Genomic DNA, 16,163 nt, shown 5'->3' on the forward strand with positions numbered 1-16,163 from the left:
CGCTGAGGCAAGGCGGCAACCGAGCGATGTGAAGGAGCATACTGACGTATGTGACTGAGCAGCGGGAGGGCGGCCAACGCAGCATCAGCACAGAAGACACAGGACAGAGCACAAAGAATTTGCCTGGTGGCTTTAGCGCGGTGGTCCCACCTGACCCCATGCCGAACTCAGAAGTGAAACGCCGTAGCGCCGATGGTAGTGTGGGGCCTCCCCATGCGAGAGTAGGGAACTGCCAGGCATCAATTTAAGACCAGTACGCTGGTCGTGACCACTCCGGTGACGCGGAGCGGGCGAAATACCTGAAGTCAGCGCAAGCGGACCTCAGTACAGAATCGGTGGAGCGGTAGTTCAGTTGGTTAGAATACCTGCCTGTCACGCAGGGGGTCGCGGGTTCGAGCCCCGTCCGTTCCGCCACCCTATTTAGGGGCGTAGTTCAATTGGTAGAGCACCGGTCTCCAAAACCGGGTGTTGGGGGTTCGAGTCCCTCCGCCCCTGCCAGAAAACGATCCTTTGCTTCGGCAAAGGATTTTTTTTGCTTATAAAAAAGCAAAAAAGAAAAACCAGCTAAATCTAACTGGTCTCTGATCTCTCTTCTTTCTGCACGCCTGCCTGCTAATTCAGCTGTTTTGCCTGACCAGAATCGGGAATTTAAGCAGCTGACGGATATGCGCCTGCTGATCGCTGTTCTGCAACCAGACCGCATAAAGCGGACGAACGGCGACCGGTGCGTCCGGCATCACCATCAGTTCACTGTATACGCTTTGCCAGAAGTCTGGCAGAAACGCGCATGCACCCGTAGTGTAGAGCAGTTCACGGGTAACATGTGCCGATGTCGTGGTCAGCACCGGCACATCATCAGCGCCAGAGAGGTAGCTCTGATGCTGATGGAAATCGGCTCCCCACTCCAGCTTGATGTAGTCATACTTTTCGCGCTTTTCGCTCTGGCGGGCACAGAACAGTGCCAGCGAAATATGGCCAATCTGCTGGCTGGTTAATTCATCCATCTTAGGCGCTTCAGTGGTAATCAACAGATCCAGCTGACGCTCATGAAGCTGCTTAACCAGCAGATGCCGCTGCGCCACGCGTGCTTCTAAATGCAGGCTCTCACGATTCTCATACAGCGTCTGAAGCCAGGGCGTCAGATAGGCCTCCCAGAGCGATGCGCTGGCACCTATCGAGAGCTCATGATGCTGCTCAGTATGAGAAACCTCCTTCTTCGCCATTATCCAGGTGCTCATCAGGCTTTCCGCATAAGGAAGCAGTCGCTCCCCGGCGGCAGTCAGACGTATGTTGTTGCGATGCCGGGTAAAAAGGTTAACGCCGAGCTGATTCTCCAGCTGACGGATGCGAAAACTGACAGCAGATTGCGTAAGGTAAAGGGCTTCAGCAGCACGCCCGAAATGACGTGTTCTGCTCACTTCAAGGAAAGTTTTCAGTAATTCCGTATCCACAACGCGCTCCCAAAAATTGTTTGTCGTATAGATTTAAATGTTTTGTTTTACACTCTGTCAAGCCTATCTAATACTCCGCGCCATTAACAGCACGGCATTAGAGAATCAGGAGCGTGTAACATGGCGGAAAGCTTCTTAACAGAGAATCGTTTCTTTGATAACAAACATTACCCGCGTGGTTTCTCACGCCACGGTGACTTTACTATTAAAGAAGCCCAGCTTCTGGAACGCCACGGTTTCGCCTTTAATGAGCTGGATTTATCGAAGCGTGAGCCTGCAACAGAAGAAGAACGTTTGTTTATCGAAGTGTGTCGTGGCGTGCGTGAGCCGCAGACGGAAGCTGAGCGTGTATGGTCAAAGTATATGACCCGCATCAAGCGTCCTAAGCGTTTTCACACGCTGTCTGGCGGTAAGCCGCAGATGGACACCGTTGAAGACTACAGCGACAGCGACGATTAACAGAAAGGGGCGAGAGCCCCTTTTTTATTGCAGGCTGTTATGCAGATGGATCATTAATCGATCAATCGCGCGATAGCTGACCGCCTCCTGCAGATGGAGGCGGGTAATCTCTTTCTCTCCGGCCAGATCGGCCACGGTGCGCGCCACTTTTAAAATTCGCTGCCAGGCTCGCACAGATAACCCCAGTTTTTCCAGCACAGACTCCAGCCATTCGGCATCCTCTTTTTCAGGCTGGCACCAGCGCAGGATTTCCGCATTATTCAGATGCGCGTTAATTTTACCTGCGCGGGCGAGCTGGATCGCTCGCGCCGCAACGACCCGCTGACGAACCTGCTCAGAACTTTCAGCGGCCGGTCGCTGGCCACTGAGCATGCCACCGGGCAACAGCGGCACCTCCAGCGAAAGATCAAAGCGATCCAGAAACGGACCTGATAACTTACTGAGATAACGCAGGATCTGCTGAGGCGAGCAGCGATTGTGCTGTCCCTGATAATGCCCGGTTGGCCCGGGATTCATGGCAGCAATCAGCTGAAACCGTGCCGGGAACGTGACCTTTGCCCGGGCTCGCGAAATGGCGATGAGGCCTGACTCCAGTGGCTCACGCAGTGAATCCAGCACCCTGCGGTCAAATTCCGGTAATTCATCCAGAAACAGCACGCCATTATGCGCCAGGGAGATCTCTCCGGGCCGCGGCAGTGACCCTCCGCCAACCAGAGCATAGAGAGACGCGCTGTGATGAGGCGACCTGAAAGGCCGGCTACGCCACTGTCGGTGCAGGGCAGTGCTGTTTATCAGGCTGGCTATCGCCGCACACTCCAGCGCTTCCTGGTCGCTTAAGGCGGGCATGATGCCAGGCAGACGGGTTGCGAGCATCGTTTTGCCGGTGCCAGGCGGCCCAATCAGTAACAGGTTATGCCCGCCCGCCGCGGTGATCTCCAGTGCTCTGCGCCCCTGCTGCTGACCGATGATATCCGCGAGATCGTCCCCAGGCGTGGCATGCTGATGCTCAGGGTAGGGAGCCGGTGATAATGTCAGCGTATCACGGAGAAAAGCGCAGACCTCACTGAGGTGAGCGGCGACCAGTGACGCTCCCTCACGAATCAGCCCGGCGTCACGCTGATTTTCCGCAGAGAGAACCAGCTGTCGTCCAGCCTGAAGGGCCATCATGGCCGCAGGAATTGCCCCCTGAACGGCACATAGCGCGCCATCCAGCGCCAGTTCACCCAGAAACTCAAAGTGCAACAGCTTATCCGCAGGAAGCTGCTCTGAGGCGACCAGAATGGCAATTGCCATGGGCAGGTCATAGCGCCCGCCCTCTTTGGGTAAATCCGCTGGTGCCAGATTGATGGTGACCCGTCTGGCCGGGAAGGTAAAACCGCTGTTGATAATGGCGCTGCGAACCCGTTCACGCGCCTCTTTGACCGTGGTTTCAGGCAGACCCACCAGCGTCAGTGCAGGCAGGCCATTACTGATGTGAGCCTCAATGGTCACCAGCGGCGCTTCCACGCCTAATGCTGCGCGGGTCAGAACTTTAGACAATGACATACTCACTCCTTGTTGCCATCAGTCTGATCAGCACCCAAAAGGAAAGCGAGTACGCCTTCTGATGATTCCGACGCACTGCACAAGAAATTGAAGTCACTTTCACTGACTCTCATCGTGCTGCGAAACTGCACGTAAATTCAGCAGAACATCATTACGTCAGTAAAGTGATGAATATTTATCATCTTGTAATTATTACTTGTATTACAAATCGATAGGACGGGATTTAATCTCCCGCGCTAAAAAAAACCTGCAAAAAAAGTTGTGTTATGGCCCCTGACTATGATAACTCTGTAGGCATTACTTCGAACACGTAAAAGAATTGAACAACACATGAAAGCCCTTCTACAAGTGATTAGCCTGGTCGTGATTAGCGTGGTGGTGGTTATTAACCTACCGTGCGGGGCAACGCTTGGAGAAAGAAAGGCTTAAAAATCAAGCCTCGAATCCGAAAAAACCCCCGCACCGAAAGGTCCGGGGGTTTTTTTTCGACCCGGGGAAATATCAGTAAATCTGCAAGGAACAAACAATGAACAGTAGCATAAAATTCTGTTGTTCCCGTCAGGACACAGGAGAATAGCGATGACAGGTGCTCAGTGGGTAGTTCAGGCTTTACGTGCGCAGGGTGTTGATACCGTATTTGGTTACCCTGGCGGCGCCATCATGCCGGTTTACGACGCGCTATACGATGGCGGCGTGGAACACCTACTGTGCCGTCATGAGCAGGGTGCGGTTATGGCCGCGATTGGCTATGCGCGCTCCACCGGCAAAACCGGTGTCTGTATTGCCACCTCCGGCCCTGGCGCTACCAACCTGATCACCGGTCTGGCTGATGCCATGATGGACTCCGTGCCGATCGTTGCGGTAACCGGTCAGGTCTCGTCTGCGTTTATCGGTACTGACGCTTTCCAGGAGATCGACGTGCTGGGGCTGTCCCTGGCCTGCACCAAACATAGCTTCCTGGTTGAGTCGCTGGATGAGCTGCCCGCTATCATGGCTGAGGCTTTTGCCATGGCGCAGTCAGGGCGTCCGGGTCCGGTACTGGTTGATATTCCCAAAGATATTCAGATTGCGCAGGGTGAACCCGCACCGCATCTGGTTTCGGTTGAGGAGGAAGAGTCGCTGCCGCATCATGCTATCCGCGAGGCGCGGGCAATAATGACCCAGGCCAGAAAACCGATGCTCTATGTTGGCGGAGGCGTGGGCATGGCGCAGGCGGTTCCGGCACTGCGTGCATTCGCAGCAGAAACCGGCATCCCTGCCGTTGCGACCCTGAAAGGTCTGGGCAGCGTCGATGCGCAGAGCGAGGTTTATCTGGGCATGCTGGGGATGCACGGCACCAAAGCCGCTAACTATGCTGTTCAGGCGTGTGACCTGCTGATTGCGGTCGGTGCCCGTTTTGACGATCGGGTGACCGGCAAGCTGGATACCTTCGCGCCGCACGCCAGCGTGATTCATCTCGACATCGACCCCGCAGAGTTAAATAAGTTACGTCGCGCGCACGTCTCACTGCAGGGCGATCTCAACGCGCTGCTGCCCGCGCTGAGTCAGCCTTTGCACATCGACGCCTGGCGCGACGAGGTGAAGGCACTCAAGGCCAGTCATGCCTGGCGCTACGATCATCCAGGCGAGGCAATCTATGCACCGCTGCTGCTGAAGCAGCTCTCCGAGCGCAAACCGGACAGTGCGGTGGTCACCACCGATGTCGGACAGCACCAGATGTGGACGGCCCAGCATATGGCCTTCAGCGCGCCGGAGAACTTCATCACCTCCAGTGGCTTAGGCACGATGGGCTTTGGTTTGCCTGCCGCCATCGGTGCACAGGTCGCCCGCCCGGAAGATACGGTGATCTGCGTCTCGGGCGACGGCTCAATCATGATGAATATTCAGGAGCTGGGCACCATTAAGCGCGGAAAGCTGCCGGTCAAAATCGTGCTGCTGGATAACCAGCGTCTGGGCATGGTGCGTCAGTGGCAGCAGCTCTTCTTCGATGGTCGCTACAGCGAAACCAATCTCTCTGACAATCCCGACTTCCTCACGCTGGCCAGCGCTTTCAATATTCCCGGCCAGCGCATTACCCGTAAAGATCAGGTCGACGCCGCACTTGATGCTCTGCTGAACAGCGAAGGTCCTTACTTCCTGCATGTTGCAATTGATGAGCATGAAAACGTCTGGCCACTGGTACCGCCGGGTGCCAGCAATGCAAACATGATGGAGAAAACCGTATGAACCAGCATCAATTGTCTATCGAAGCCCGCTTCCGCCCTGAAATATTGGAGCGCATTTTACGCGTCGTGCGCCACCGCGGTTTTCAGGTCTGTTCTATGAACATGGCCTCAGTCGCCAACGCGGAAAACATTAATATTGAAATGACCGTTGCCAGCCAGCGCTCCGTCGATTTACTGTCTTCGCAGTTAAGTAAATTGATTGACGTTGCATGCGTTCAGATTCAACAACAGACAACACAACAAATCCGCGCCTAGCCGCGAGAGGGAATAACAATGAGCACGAAGAAAGCAGACTTTATTTGGTTCAATGGCGAGATGGTTAAGTGGGAAGAGGCGAAGGTCAGCGTCATGTCCCACGCGTTGCACTATGGCACGTCGGTGTTTGAAGGCGTCCGCTGCTACGACTCTCACAAAGGACCGGTTGTGTTCCGCCACCGTGAACACATGCAACGTCTGCACGACTCCGCCAAAATCTACCGTTTCCCGATTAAAAGCAGCGTTGATGAGCTGATGGAAGCGTGCCGCGAAGTCATCCGCGTGAACAAACTGAAAAGTGCTTATATCCGTCCGCTGGCCTTCGTGGGCGATGTGGGCCTGGGCGTGAACCCGCCAGATGGCTTTACCACCGACGTGATCATTGCAGCCTTCCCGTGGGGCGCGTACCTGGGTGCGGAAGCTCTGGAAAACGGCATTGATGCTATGGTCTCCTCCTGGAGCCGTGTGGCGCCGAATACCCTGCCAACTGCCGCAAAAGCGGGCGGTAACTATCTCTCCTCACTGCTGGTGGGCAGCGAAGCCCGTCGTCACGGCTATCAGGAAGGTATCGCGCTGGATACCAATGGCCTGATCTCAGAAGGTGCGGGCGAAAACCTGTTTGAAGTGAAAGATGGCGTGCTCTTTACCCCGCCATTCACCTCTTCAGCTCTGCCGGGCATTACCCGCGATGCCATCATCACCCTGGCGCGTGATATGGGCATTGAAGTGCGCGAGCAGACCCTGTCGCGTGAATCCCTCTATCTGGCTGATGAAGTGTTTATGTCTGGTACCGCTGCAGAAATTACCCCGGTGCGCAGCGTTGACCGCATTCAGGTGGGCGAAGGCAAATGTGGTCCGGTGACCAAACGCATCCAGCAGGCCTTCTTTGGTCTGTTCACCGGCGAAACCGAAGACAAATGGGGCTGGTTAGATCCGGTTAATCCATAATCAGATACAGCGCGGACGTCATCTGACGTCCGCGAGCTTTTTCTTACTGGAGTAAATAGAGCATGCCTAAGTACCGTTCCGCCACCACCACCCACGGCCGTAATATGGCGGGTGCCCGTGCCTTATGGCGCGCGACAGGAATGACCGATGACGATTTCGGTAAGCCGATTATCGCTGTGGTTAACTCATTCACCCAATTTGTCCCGGGCCACGTTCACCTGCGTGACCTTGGTAAACTGGTCGCCGAGCAGATCGAAGCATCAGGCGGTGTGGCTAAAGAGTTCAACACGATCGCGGTGGATGACGGTATTGCCATGGGTCATGGCGGCATGCTGTATTCACTGCCTTCGCGCGAACTGATTGCTGACTCGGTCGAGTACATGGTGAACGCACACTGCGCCGACGCCATGGTCTGTATCTCCAACTGCGACAAAATCACGCCGGGGATGCTGATGGCGTCACTGCGCCTCAATATCCCGGTGATCTTCGTTTCAGGCGGACCGATGGAAGCCGGTAAAACCAAGCTTTCTGACCAGATCATCAAGCTGGATCTGGTGGATGCGATGATTCAGGGTGCCAACCCGAACGTCAGCGACGCCGACAGTGAGCAGATCGAACGCTCTGCCTGTCCGACCTGCGGCTCCTGCTCAGGCATGTTTACCGCGAACTCAATGAACTGCCTGACCGAAGCACTCGGCCTGTCGCAGCCAGGCAACGGCTCCCTGCTGGCCACCCACGCCGATCGTAAAGAGCTGTTCATCAACGCCGGTAAGCGCATCGTCAGCCTGACCAAACGTTACTATGAACAGGATGACGTCAACGTGCTGCCGCGGAGCATCGCCAACAAGGCCGCTTTCGAAAACGCCATGACGCTGGATATCGCCATGGGCGGTTCCACTAATACCGTACTGCACCTGCTGGCAGCCGCGCAGGAAGGCGATATCGACTTCAATATCTCTGACATCGATCGCCTGTCACGCAAAGTCCCTCAGCTCTGTAAAGTCGCGCCAAGTACCCCGAAATACCACATGGAAGATGTGCATCGCGCGGGTGGTGTCTACGCGATTCTCGGCGAGCTGGATCGCGCAGGTCTGTTCGACAGCAGCGCCCGAAATATCCTGCAGCAGACGATGCGTGAAACGCTGGATCAGTACGACATCATGCTGACCAGCGATCAGGCGGTAAAAGAGATGTTCCGTGCCGGTCCGGCGGGCATCCGTACCACCCAGGCATTCTCGCAGAGCTGCCGCTGGGACACGCTGGATGATGACCGTGCTGAAGGCTGTATCCGTACCCGCGAAAACGCCTATTCGCAGGATGGTGGTCTGGCCGTACTTTACGGCAACATCGCAGAAGATGGCTGTATCGTTAAAACCGCAGGCGTAGACAAAGAGATCCTGACCTTCACCGGCCCGGCTAAAGTCTACGAAAGTCAGGATGATGCTGTTGAAGCGATCCTGGGCGGCAAAGTGGTGGCGGGCGACGTGGTCGTTATCCGCTACGAAGGGCCAAAAGGCGGGCCGGGTATGCAGGAGATGCTCTATCCGACCACCTATCTGAAATCGATGGGACTGGGCAAAAGCTGCGCCCTGATCACCGACGGTCGTTTCTCTGGCGGCACCTCCGGTCTCTCTATCGGTCACGCCTCACCTGAAGCGGCAAACGGCGGCACCATTGCGCTGGTGAAAGATGGCGACACCATTGAGATCGACATCCCGAACCGCGGCATCAGACTTGCCGTGCCGGATAACGAACTGCACGCCCGCCGCGAAGAGCAGCAGGCACGTGGCGATGCGGCCTATACGCCGATCAATCGTCAGCGTGAAGTCTCGTTCGCGCTGCGTGCTTACGCCTCACTTGCGACCAGTGCTGATAAAGGCGCTGTCCGCGACAAGAGCAAGCTGGGAGGCTGACCATGGCCGAGTCTCAACCGCTACCCGACGCACCCTGCGGCGCCGAGTATTTGCGCGCGGTGTTGCGTTCACCGGTGTACGAAGTCGCACAGGTAACGCCGCTGCAGAAGATGGAAAAAATCTCATCGCGTCTTGGCAACACCATTCTGGTGAAGCGGGAGGATCGCCAGCCGGTGCACAGCTTCAAGCTGCGCGGTGCTTACGCGATGATTGCCGGCCTGAACGAAGAGCAGAAAGCGCGCGGCGTGGTAACGGCCTCCGCCGGTAACCATGCACAGGGCGTGGCACTCTCCGCCAGCAAGCTGGGCATTAAGTCACTGATCGTGATGCCGCTGGCGACAGCCGATATCAAGGTAGATGCGGTGCGCGCGTTTGGCGGTGAGGCTTACCTGTTTGGTGCCAACTTTGATGAGGCGAAAGCTAAAGCGATCGAACTGTCGGAACAGCGCGGCTACACCTTCGTGCCACCGTTTGACCATCCGGCAGTGATTGCCGGACAGGGCACGCTGGCGATGGAGTTGCTGCAACAGGATGCGCATCTGGATCGGGTCTTTGTCCCGGTTGGCGGGGGCGGTCTGGCAGCCGGTGTGGCGGTGCTGATTAAACAGCTGATGCCGCAAATCAAAGTGATTGCGGTGGAGTCAGAAGATTCAGCCTGTCTGAAGGCGGCGCTGGAGGCGGGTCAGCCGGTCGATCTGCCCCGCGTCGGGCTGTTTGCCGAAGGCGTGGCTGTGAAGCGTATCGGCAGCGAAACCTTCCGGCTCTGTCAGGCCTACATCGATGACATCATCACCGTCGACAGCGATGCCATCTGCGCAGCAATGAAGGACCTGTTCGAAGATGTCCGTGCCGTGGCGGAGCCTTCCGGGGCGCTGGCGCTGGCGGGCATGAAGAAGTATATCCAGCAGCATGAGATCAAAGGCGAACGGCTGGCGCATGTCTTATCCGGGGCCAACGTCAATTTTCACGGCCTGCGATACGTCTCTGAGCGCTGCGAGCTGGGCGAACAGCGTGAGGCGCTGCTGGCTGTGACCATCCCGGAACAGCAGGGGAGCTTTTTACGCTTCTGCCAGACGCTGGGCGGGCGTGCCATCACGGAGTTCAATTACCGCTACGCTGACGCGGATAAAGCCTGCATCTTTGTTGGTGTCAGGCTGACCCGTGGCGTCGAGGAGCGCAGCGAGATTATCAGCGAACTGACCCACGGCGGCTATCAGGTGGTCGATCTCTCTGATGATGAGATGGCAAAGCTGCACGTGCGTTACATGGTGGGCGGACGACCTTCCAAACCGCTGCGTGAACGGCTTTTCAGCTTTGAATTTCCGGAGGCACCCGGCGCGTTGCTGAAGTTTCTGCAGACGCTTGGCACGCACTGGAATATCTCGCTGTTTCACTACCGCAGCCACGGCACTGATTATGGCCGCGTGCTGGCGGCCTTTGAACTGGGCAGCGATGAGCCGCGTTTCGAAGAGCATCTCACCGATCTGGGCTATGACTTTCATGATGAAAGCCAGAACCCGGCGTTCCGCTTCTTCCTGTCAGGCAACTGATTACAGCTGGCTCCAGAAGGCACTGATCAGCGGCTCACCGAGCCGCTTTTTTTGTACGCAGATGCCGAGTTCAAACGGCGCGACCGATTCAACATTTTCCAGCATCATCACGCGGTTACGCACCGGTTCCGGGCTGTTTTCCAGCACCACATGCGGCAGCAACGCAATGCCACATCCCAGCGCCACCATCGAGACAATCGCTTCATGCCCCGACACCGTGGCGTAAATCAGCGGGTTAGGAATGCGATGGCGGCGGAACCAGAGATCGATACGCCGCCGTGCCGGGCCCTGGTCCGGCAGAATAAACGGAATCTGTGCCCAGTCTGGCTGTGGCTGTGTAGCCTGAGTGCGAACGGCACAGGGTAAGGCGGGCGCAATCAGGACCAGCGGGATCAGCCCCAGTGGCATAAAATCAATGCTGGCTGGCAGCGTTTCAGGGCGTCCGGCAATCGCCAGATCGGCATCACCGGAGTGAACTTTTTCCAGCGCATCTGCGGCATCGCCGGTATTCAGTTTAATTTCCACCTGTGGATGTTCGGCGCGAAAGCGGTCGAGGATGGGCGGCAGATGGCTGTAGGCCGCCGTTACCGAGCAGAACAGCCGCAGCTCGCCGCTGAGTGACGGACCATTGAGATCCATGACATGACGCAGTTGCTGATACTGCAGCAGCGTCTGCTGGGCAAACTGACGCAGGCGTTCGCCCGCCTCCGTCAGCGTGACGGTACGGTTATCACGCAGAAACAGCGCATGGCCGACATCCTCTTCAAGCCGCTGGATCTGGCGTGACAGCGTGGAAGGGCTGACGTGCATAGCACGCGCGCTGCGCCCGAAGTGGCAGCTTTCTGCCAGATGAAGAAACAGTTTCAGATCCCGTAAATCCATGTGCGCGTCGCCTCTGGGTGGTGTTGCATTTATTGCAATGTGACGTTGTTAATATATCAATTTAAGCAACAGAATTCCTGTCATATGATGGGGTCATTCGCGGCGCTGCATGACACGCCGTTCCTGAACAAAAAAAGCAAACACAACTTACCGGAGTACCCATGGCTAACTATTTCAACACACTGAATCTGCGCAATCAGCTGGCGCAATTAGGCAAATGTCGTTTCATGGCGCGCAATGAGTTCGCAGATGGTGCGAGTTTCCTGAAGGGCAAAAAAGTCGTTATCGTTGGCTGTGGCGCACAGGGCCTGAACCAGGGTCTGAACATGCGTGATTCCGGTCTGGATGTCGCCTATGCACTGCGTGCTGAAGCGATTGCTGAGAAACGCCCTTCATGGCGCAAAGCGACCGATAACGGTTTCAAAGTGGGAACCTACGAAGAGCTGATCCCGCAGGCGGACCTGGTGGTAAACCTGACGCCAGACAAACAGCACTCTGCGGTGGTTCAGGCTGTTCAGCCGCTGATGAAAGATGGCGCTGCGCTGGGCTACTCACACGGCTTCAACATCGTTGAAGTGGGCGAGAGCATTCGTAAAGATATCACCGTCGTCATGGTGGCACCGAAGTGTCCGGGTACAGAAGTGCGTGAAGAGTATAAGCGTGGCTTCGGTGTTCCGACCCTGATCGCCGTTCACCCGGAAAATGATCCAAAAGGCGAAGGCATGGCGATTGCTAAAGCCTGGGCAGCCGCAACCGGTGGCGATCGTGCTGGCGTGCTGGAATCCTCTTTCGTGGCAGAAGTCAAATCTGACCTGATGGGTGAGCAGACCATTCTGTGTGGCATGCTGCAGGCGGGTTCACTGCTCTGCTTCGACAAGCTGGTGGCGGAAGGTCATGACGCGGCTTACACCGAAAAACTGATTCAGTTCGGCTGGGAAACCATCACCGAATCGCTGAAGTTCGGCGGCATCACCCTGATGATGGATCGCCTCTCTAATCCGGCAAAAATCCGTGCATACGCGCTGTCTGAGCAGCTGAAAACCATCATGGCTCCGCTGTTCCAGAAGCACATGGATGACATCATCTCGGGTGAATTCTCTTCCGGTATGATGGCCGACTGGGCGAACGACGACAAAAACCTGCTCACCTGGCGTGAAGAGACCGGTAAAACTGCGTTCGAAAATGCGCCGCAGTTTGAAGGTAAGATCGACGAGCAGGAGTACTACGACAAAGGTGTCGTCATGGTCGCCATGGTCAAAGCGGGCGTGGAGCTGGCGTTTGAAACCATGGTTGATGCGGGCATCATCGAAGAGTCTGCTTACTATGAATCCCTGCACGAGCTGCCGCTGATTGCTAACACCATTGCCCGTAAGCGTCTGTACGAAATGAACGTGGTTATCTCTGATACCGCCGAATATGGTAACTACCTGTTCTCCTTCGCCGCTGTACCGCTGCTGAAAGAGTTCATGACCACGCTGCAGCCAGGCGACCTGGGTAAAGCCACTGAGGGAACGCAGGTAGACAACGCGCAGCTGCGTGACGTCAACGAAGCGGTTCGCCAGCATCCGATTGAAATCGTGGGCCGCAAACTGCGTGGCTACATGACCGACATGAAGCGTATCGCTGTCGCAGGCTGATAAGCGGCACCCCCGTTTTCATCAAAACAAACCCCGGCTTGCCGGGGTTTTTTGTTTGTGAACACTGCCTGAGAAGTTCGCTGGTGGAACGGTGCCTGCACTGCCTGCTTCGCTGTGAGACCGAGCCTGCACAGGCAACACGGTCAGATCGGAAAGCGCTTAAGCCAATCCCTGGCCGCTCGGCCCGCGCGATTACGCACCTCATCCCTGAGGTGCGCCCGTAAACGGGCCAACGCGTTGCGTTGTTCAAAAACGCTCCCGGCGTTTTTATCCGGGCGGCGGGACGCTTTCCTCTTCTGCCCGTGTTCCCTGTGCCCTTAAGCTTCTGCATTGCTGCCAGAATAACCCTGCCCATTAGCACGATGAAGGATCTTCAAACAGACAGCCAACTTAAAGCGATGGGAGCATACGCCTGTAGCCAAAGCATAGCGGGCCAGGGATGGCCCGCGCTGAGCCCGCCACGGATGGCGTCTTTTGCGTCTTTGCGGAGGGCGTATGCTCCCTGAGCCTGTAGCCTGACCATAAGGCGATGTTTTTAAACTCCTTAGGGTCAAAGTATGCTCCCTAAGCTGCCTTAGATTGACTAAACCCAACCCATAAAAAAACCCGGCATCTGCCGGGTTTTACTGACCTTCATCCCACCGGACTATACGTCATACAGCGTCTGGTGACGCGTCTCTTTACAGGCGAGCAACGCAATCAGTGTCAGCACCGCCATCGACGCCAGATAGAACCCTACCGCCTGTAAGCCATAACTGGCATTCAGCCAGGTCGCGATATAAGGCGCAACCGAGGCACCCAGAATCGAGGAGAGATTGTAGGAGAACGAGGCACCGGTATAACGCACTTCGGTCGGAAACAGCTCCGGCAGCAGTGCGCCCATCGGGCCAAACGTCAGCCCCATAATGCTCAGACCCAGCAGCAGGAACGCCATCACCAGCGCCTGTGAACCCGAACCGAGCATCGCCGGGAACAGGAACGAAAACGCGATAATCATCAGCGTGATGGTAATCATGGTCTTGCGACGACCAAAGCGATCCGCCAGCACGCCCGCAATCGGCACCATCACGCCAAAGCCAATGACCGCCAGCATCAGCATCCACAGCATACTGTTACGCGGAATGCCCAGACCCGCTGGCGCTGGCGTGGTGCCGTAACTCATTGAATAAACCGTCATGATATAGAACAGCGTATAGGTCGCCAGCATGATAAAGGTGCCGAGAATGGTGGCAGTCAGGTGCCTGCTCAGCAGCGCCGCAATCGGTACCCGAACCTGCTTCTGCTCTTTCTGCACTTTGGCAAACACCGGACTTTCATGCAGCGAAACGCGCACATAGAGGCCAATCAGCACCAGTACGGCAGAGAGAATGAAGGGAACGCGCCAGCCCCACTGCATAAACTGCTCGTCAGTCAGCAGCCACGAGAGCAGCAGAAAGGTGCCGTTAGCAAAGAAAAAGCCGATCGGCGCGCCCAGCTGCGGGAAGGAGCCATAGAGCGCACGCTTCTTCGCCGGAGCATTTTCTGTTGCCAGCAGCGCTGCGCCACCCCATTCGCCGCCCAGGCCCAGCCCCTGACCAAAACGCGCCAGCGCCAGCAGCAGCGGCGCCATCACACCAATGGTTTCATAGCCCGGCAGCAGGCCAATCACCACGGTGGAGATCCCCATGGTCAGCAGCGAGGCAACCAGGGTGGCCTTACGTCCTACGCGGTCGCCAAAGTGACCAAACAGGGCAGAGCCAATCGGACGCGCAATAAAGGCGATAGCGAAGGTGGCGAGCGACTGTAGCGTGGCGACGGTGGCATCACCCTGCGGGAAGAAAATATGGGGAAAAACAATCACCGCAGCCGTGGCATAAATATAAAAGTCGAAGAATTCGATGGCCGTGCCGACCAGTGAGGCTATCACCACTTTACTGCGTGAGTTAACCGGTGCGGGGTCCTGCTGTTTGTCGAGTGTGTCTGAGAGGGAGGCTTGCATAACTGTTTCTTATTTGTAAATACAGACAAAGAATCTTACGCACCTGACTGACCGCATTCAATGGCGAAAACCCGCGCCGCGCCTGGCTTCAGCGGGCAAAAAGAGGATAATTTCTGTGGTGCGGCGAATGCCGGGTGATACCGGGGTAAACCGGACGATATCTGGCGGGATACTCTGTGAAAGGGCTAAATAAAAGTGACCCCTCAGCTATTCATCCTGTTATCTGAATAAAAAATAGCCGAGGGGAGGTGTTTTCCGCTGTTGTTAACAGATCAGGACGTTTTGCGTCGTGCTGCGCTGCCCGCTTCAGGCATCTGCGGATCGTCTTTATATTTAGCTGTGGCGATCCAGGCCGCACAGAACAGCGTCAGACGGGCGAAGAAGTAGAAGAACGCCATCAGGCCGAGCACGGAACCAAAGGCCGCTCCTGAAGGGGAGGTTGCCAGCTTTGGCAGGGTCAGTGTCATGACAAACTTGATCACCTCAAAACCGATGGCCGCCAGCAGCGTCCCGCGGAACAGCGCCTTCTTGCGTGGCTTATGTCGTGGCAGGATCCAGAAAATCCAGAGAAACAGCAGGTAGTTAGCCAGCACAGAAATCGAGGTGGCGATAATAGTCATCGCAGGCCGCAACCAGTCGATGCCATCCAGCCCCAGGGCGCTCACGATGGTCGCCTGGGCAGACCCCGCCACTGAGGTCAGCGAAAGCGTAATGATCAGGGCCAGCATCAGGCCGGTCAGCGACAGGAAATCACGGATGTAGCGTTTCCAGATCTTCTCCTGGTCATCAGGATTGCGTTCCCAGACGTCGCGCGACTGGGCGCGAATGGCTTCCCGCAGATTCCCCATCCAGTTCAGACCGGAATAGAGCGCCAGCAGTAAACCGGAGATCCCCACCGTGGCGCGCTGCTGAATGGCGGTATTCACCGTATTCTTCAGCGTGGTCGCCAGCGTCGGGTCGCTGATGCTGCTGACGATCTTATTGATGATATCGGTCAGCAGATCCGGATTGGAGGCGAGTACAAAACCCACAGCGGCAAACGACACCATCAGAATCGGGATCAGCGATAAAAATGAGAAATAGGTAATGGCCGCACCAAACTGGCTGCCGAGCCGGTCGTTAAAGCGCTCAAGGGCACGGATAAAATGCGCCACCGCCGGAATGGCCTGAAACCAGGCGGCAAAACGCGACACGCGGACAATCGACTGGTCCACGGTCTGATTGCCGGTTTTAATGTCGATAAGCGGTTTCTCTGGCTGTGTATCCTGCGAATGTTCCTGCTTGTCTGTCATAGACCTTCACTGTCCTGTTTGTCATTAA

Annotated in this window: 13 protein-coding genes, 2 tRNA genes and 1 rRNA gene; 11 read left to right on the forward strand and 5 right to left on the reverse strand. The window is 56.3% G+C overall.

Features of this window, described 5'->3' with window-relative positions:
• Nucleotides 1–122: 122 nt before the first annotated feature.
• From rrf to F3I47_RS17405, 3 genes are all read left to right on the forward strand, one after another.
• A 5S ribosomal RNA gene (rrf, locus tag F3I47_RS17395) occupies nucleotides 123–238 on the forward strand.
• Between the two features lie 99 nt (nucleotides 239–337).
• Nucleotides 338–414: transfer RNA gene (locus F3I47_RS17400), tRNA-Asp, on the forward strand.
• Between the two features lie 8 nt (nucleotides 415–422).
• Nucleotides 423–498: transfer RNA gene (locus tag F3I47_RS17405), tRNA-Trp, on the forward strand.
• Between the two features lie 119 nt (nucleotides 499–617).
• On the opposite strand, the gene hdfR is transcribed toward F3I47_RS17405, so the two are convergent.
• On the reverse strand, nucleotides 618–1,451 hold the full coding sequence (hdfR, locus tag F3I47_RS17410; RefSeq protein WP_140925589.1) for an HTH-type transcriptional regulator HdfR: 834 nt from the start codon (nucleotides 1,449–1,451) through the stop codon (nucleotides 618–620).
• 120 nt (nucleotides 1,452–1,571) lie between these two features.
• Between hdfR and F3I47_RS17415 the strand changes: the two genes are divergently transcribed.
• A complete protein-coding gene (locus F3I47_RS17415; RefSeq protein WP_009087989.1) occupies nucleotides 1,572–1,910 on the forward strand; it encodes a DUF413 domain-containing protein in 339 nt (112 codons plus the stop codon).
• A gap of 24 nt (nucleotides 1,911–1,934) precedes the next feature.
• On the opposite strand, the gene F3I47_RS17420 is transcribed toward F3I47_RS17415, so the two are convergent.
• A complete protein-coding gene (locus tag F3I47_RS17420; protein ID WP_150030148.1) occupies nucleotides 1,935–3,455 on the reverse strand; it encodes a YifB family Mg chelatase-like AAA ATPase in 1,521 nt (506 codons plus the stop codon).
• Between the two features lie 330 nt (nucleotides 3,456–3,785).
• Here F3I47_RS17420 and ilvL point away from each other — a divergent pair, with 330 nt between their 5' ends.
• From ilvL to ilvA, 6 genes are all read left to right on the forward strand, one after another.
• A complete protein-coding gene (gene ilvL, locus F3I47_RS17425; RefSeq protein ID WP_072101316.1) occupies nucleotides 3,786–3,884 on the forward strand; it encodes an ilv operon leader peptide in 99 nt (32 codons plus the stop codon).
• 150 nt (nucleotides 3,885–4,034) lie between these two features.
• A complete protein-coding gene (gene ilvG / locus F3I47_RS17430) occupies nucleotides 4,035–5,681 on the forward strand; it encodes an acetolactate synthase 2 catalytic subunit (RefSeq protein ID WP_009087987.1) in 1,647 nt (548 codons plus the stop codon).
• Complete coding sequence (gene ilvM / locus F3I47_RS17435) at nucleotides 5,678–5,935, forward strand: acetolactate synthase 2 small subunit (protein WP_008926359.1); 258 nt, start codon at nucleotides 5,678–5,680, stop codon at nucleotides 5,933–5,935. The genes ilvG and ilvM overlap by 4 nt, the downstream gene beginning before the upstream one ends.
• A gap of 18 nt (nucleotides 5,936–5,953) precedes the next feature.
• A complete protein-coding gene (locus F3I47_RS17440; RefSeq protein WP_009087986.1) occupies nucleotides 5,954–6,883 on the forward strand; it encodes a branched-chain amino acid transaminase in 930 nt (309 codons plus the stop codon).
• Between the two features lie 62 nt (nucleotides 6,884–6,945).
• Nucleotides 6,946–8,796, forward strand: coding sequence for a dihydroxy-acid dehydratase (gene ilvD / locus F3I47_RS17445; protein WP_009087985.1), 1,851 nt, complete (start codon nucleotides 6,946–6,948; stop codon nucleotides 8,794–8,796).
• Nucleotides 8,797–8,798: 2 nt separating this feature from the next.
• Nucleotides 8,799–10,346 carry a threonine ammonia-lyase, biosynthetic gene (gene ilvA, locus F3I47_RS17450; protein WP_150030147.1) on the forward strand — a complete coding sequence of 516 codons (1,548 nt, stop codon included), beginning with the start codon at nucleotides 8,799–8,801 and terminating at the stop codon, nucleotides 10,344–10,346.
• Here ilvA and ilvY read toward each other — a convergent pair whose 3' ends face one another.
• Nucleotides 10,347–11,228, reverse strand: a complete 882-nt coding sequence (gene ilvY, locus F3I47_RS17455) for an HTH-type transcriptional activator IlvY (protein ID WP_009087982.1) — start codon at nucleotides 11,226–11,228, stop codon at nucleotides 10,347–10,349. It abuts the gene before it with no gap.
• 161 nt (nucleotides 11,229–11,389) lie between these two features.
• Between ilvY and ilvC the strand changes: the two genes are divergently transcribed.
• Nucleotides 11,390–12,865 carry a ketol-acid reductoisomerase gene (gene ilvC / locus F3I47_RS17460; protein ID WP_150030146.1) on the forward strand — a complete coding sequence of 492 codons (1,476 nt, stop codon included), beginning with the start codon at nucleotides 11,390–11,392 and terminating at the stop codon, nucleotides 12,863–12,865.
• Between the two features lie 646 nt (nucleotides 12,866–13,511).
• Here the strand turns inward: ilvC and F3I47_RS17465 are convergent.
• Both F3I47_RS17465 and yhjD read right to left on the reverse strand, forming a co-directional pair.
• The gene (locus F3I47_RS17465; protein ID WP_009087978.1) at nucleotides 13,512–14,843 is read right to left on the reverse strand and encodes an MFS transporter; all 1,332 of its coding nucleotides are present in this window, start codon (nucleotides 14,841–14,843) and stop codon (nucleotides 13,512–13,514) included.
• Nucleotides 14,844–15,115: 272 nt separating this feature from the next.
• Nucleotides 15,116–16,135 (reverse strand): inner membrane protein YhjD, encoded by a 1,020-nt coding sequence (gene yhjD / locus F3I47_RS17470; protein ID WP_009087977.1) that lies wholly within the window; start codon nucleotides 16,133–16,135, stop codon nucleotides 15,116–15,118.
• Nucleotides 16,136–16,163 lie beyond the last annotated feature (28 nt).

The organism is Pantoea sp. M_10 (assembly GCF_008631515.1).
GTDB lineage: Bacteria > Pseudomonadota > Gammaproteobacteria > Enterobacterales > Enterobacteriaceae > Pantoea > Pantoea anthophila.

Excerpts from the sequence above, each read along its gene's own strand:
- ilvL (WP_072101316.1), top strand. The coding sequence starts at position 3,786 with ATGAAAGCCCTTCTACAAGTGATTAGCCTGGTCGTGATTAGCGTGGTG.
- ilvM (WP_008926359.1), top strand. The coding sequence starts at position 5,678 with ATGAACCAGCATCAATTGTCTATCGAAGCCCGCTTCCGCCCTGAAATA.
- yhjD (WP_009087977.1), bottom strand. The coding sequence starts at position 16,135 with ATGACAGACAAGCAGGAACATTCGCAGGATACACAGCCAGAGAAACCG.
- ilvD (WP_009087985.1), top strand. The coding sequence starts at position 6,946 with ATGCCTAAGTACCGTTCCGCCACCACCACCCACGGCCGTAATATGGCG.
- F3I47_RS17465 (WP_009087978.1), bottom strand. The coding sequence starts at position 14,843 with ATGCAAGCCTCCCTCTCAGACACACTCGACAAACAGCAGGACCCCGCA.
- ilvC (WP_150030146.1), top strand. The coding sequence starts at position 11,390 with ATGGCTAACTATTTCAACACACTGAATCTGCGCAATCAGCTGGCGCAA.
- F3I47_RS17415 (WP_009087989.1), top strand. The coding sequence starts at position 1,572 with ATGGCGGAAAGCTTCTTAACAGAGAATCGTTTCTTTGATAACAAACAT.
- F3I47_RS17440 (WP_009087986.1), top strand. The coding sequence starts at position 5,954 with ATGAGCACGAAGAAAGCAGACTTTATTTGGTTCAATGGCGAGATGGTT.
- ilvY (WP_009087982.1), bottom strand. The coding sequence starts at position 11,228 with ATGGATTTACGGGATCTGAAACTGTTTCTTCATCTGGCAGAAAGCTGC.
- ilvA (WP_150030147.1), top strand. The coding sequence starts at position 8,799 with ATGGCCGAGTCTCAACCGCTACCCGACGCACCCTGCGGCGCCGAGTAT.
- F3I47_RS17420 (WP_150030148.1), bottom strand. The coding sequence starts at position 3,455 with ATGTCATTGTCTAAAGTTCTGACCCGCGCAGCATTAGGCGTGGAAGCG.
- ilvG (WP_009087987.1), top strand. The coding sequence starts at position 4,035 with ATGACAGGTGCTCAGTGGGTAGTTCAGGCTTTACGTGCGCAGGGTGTT.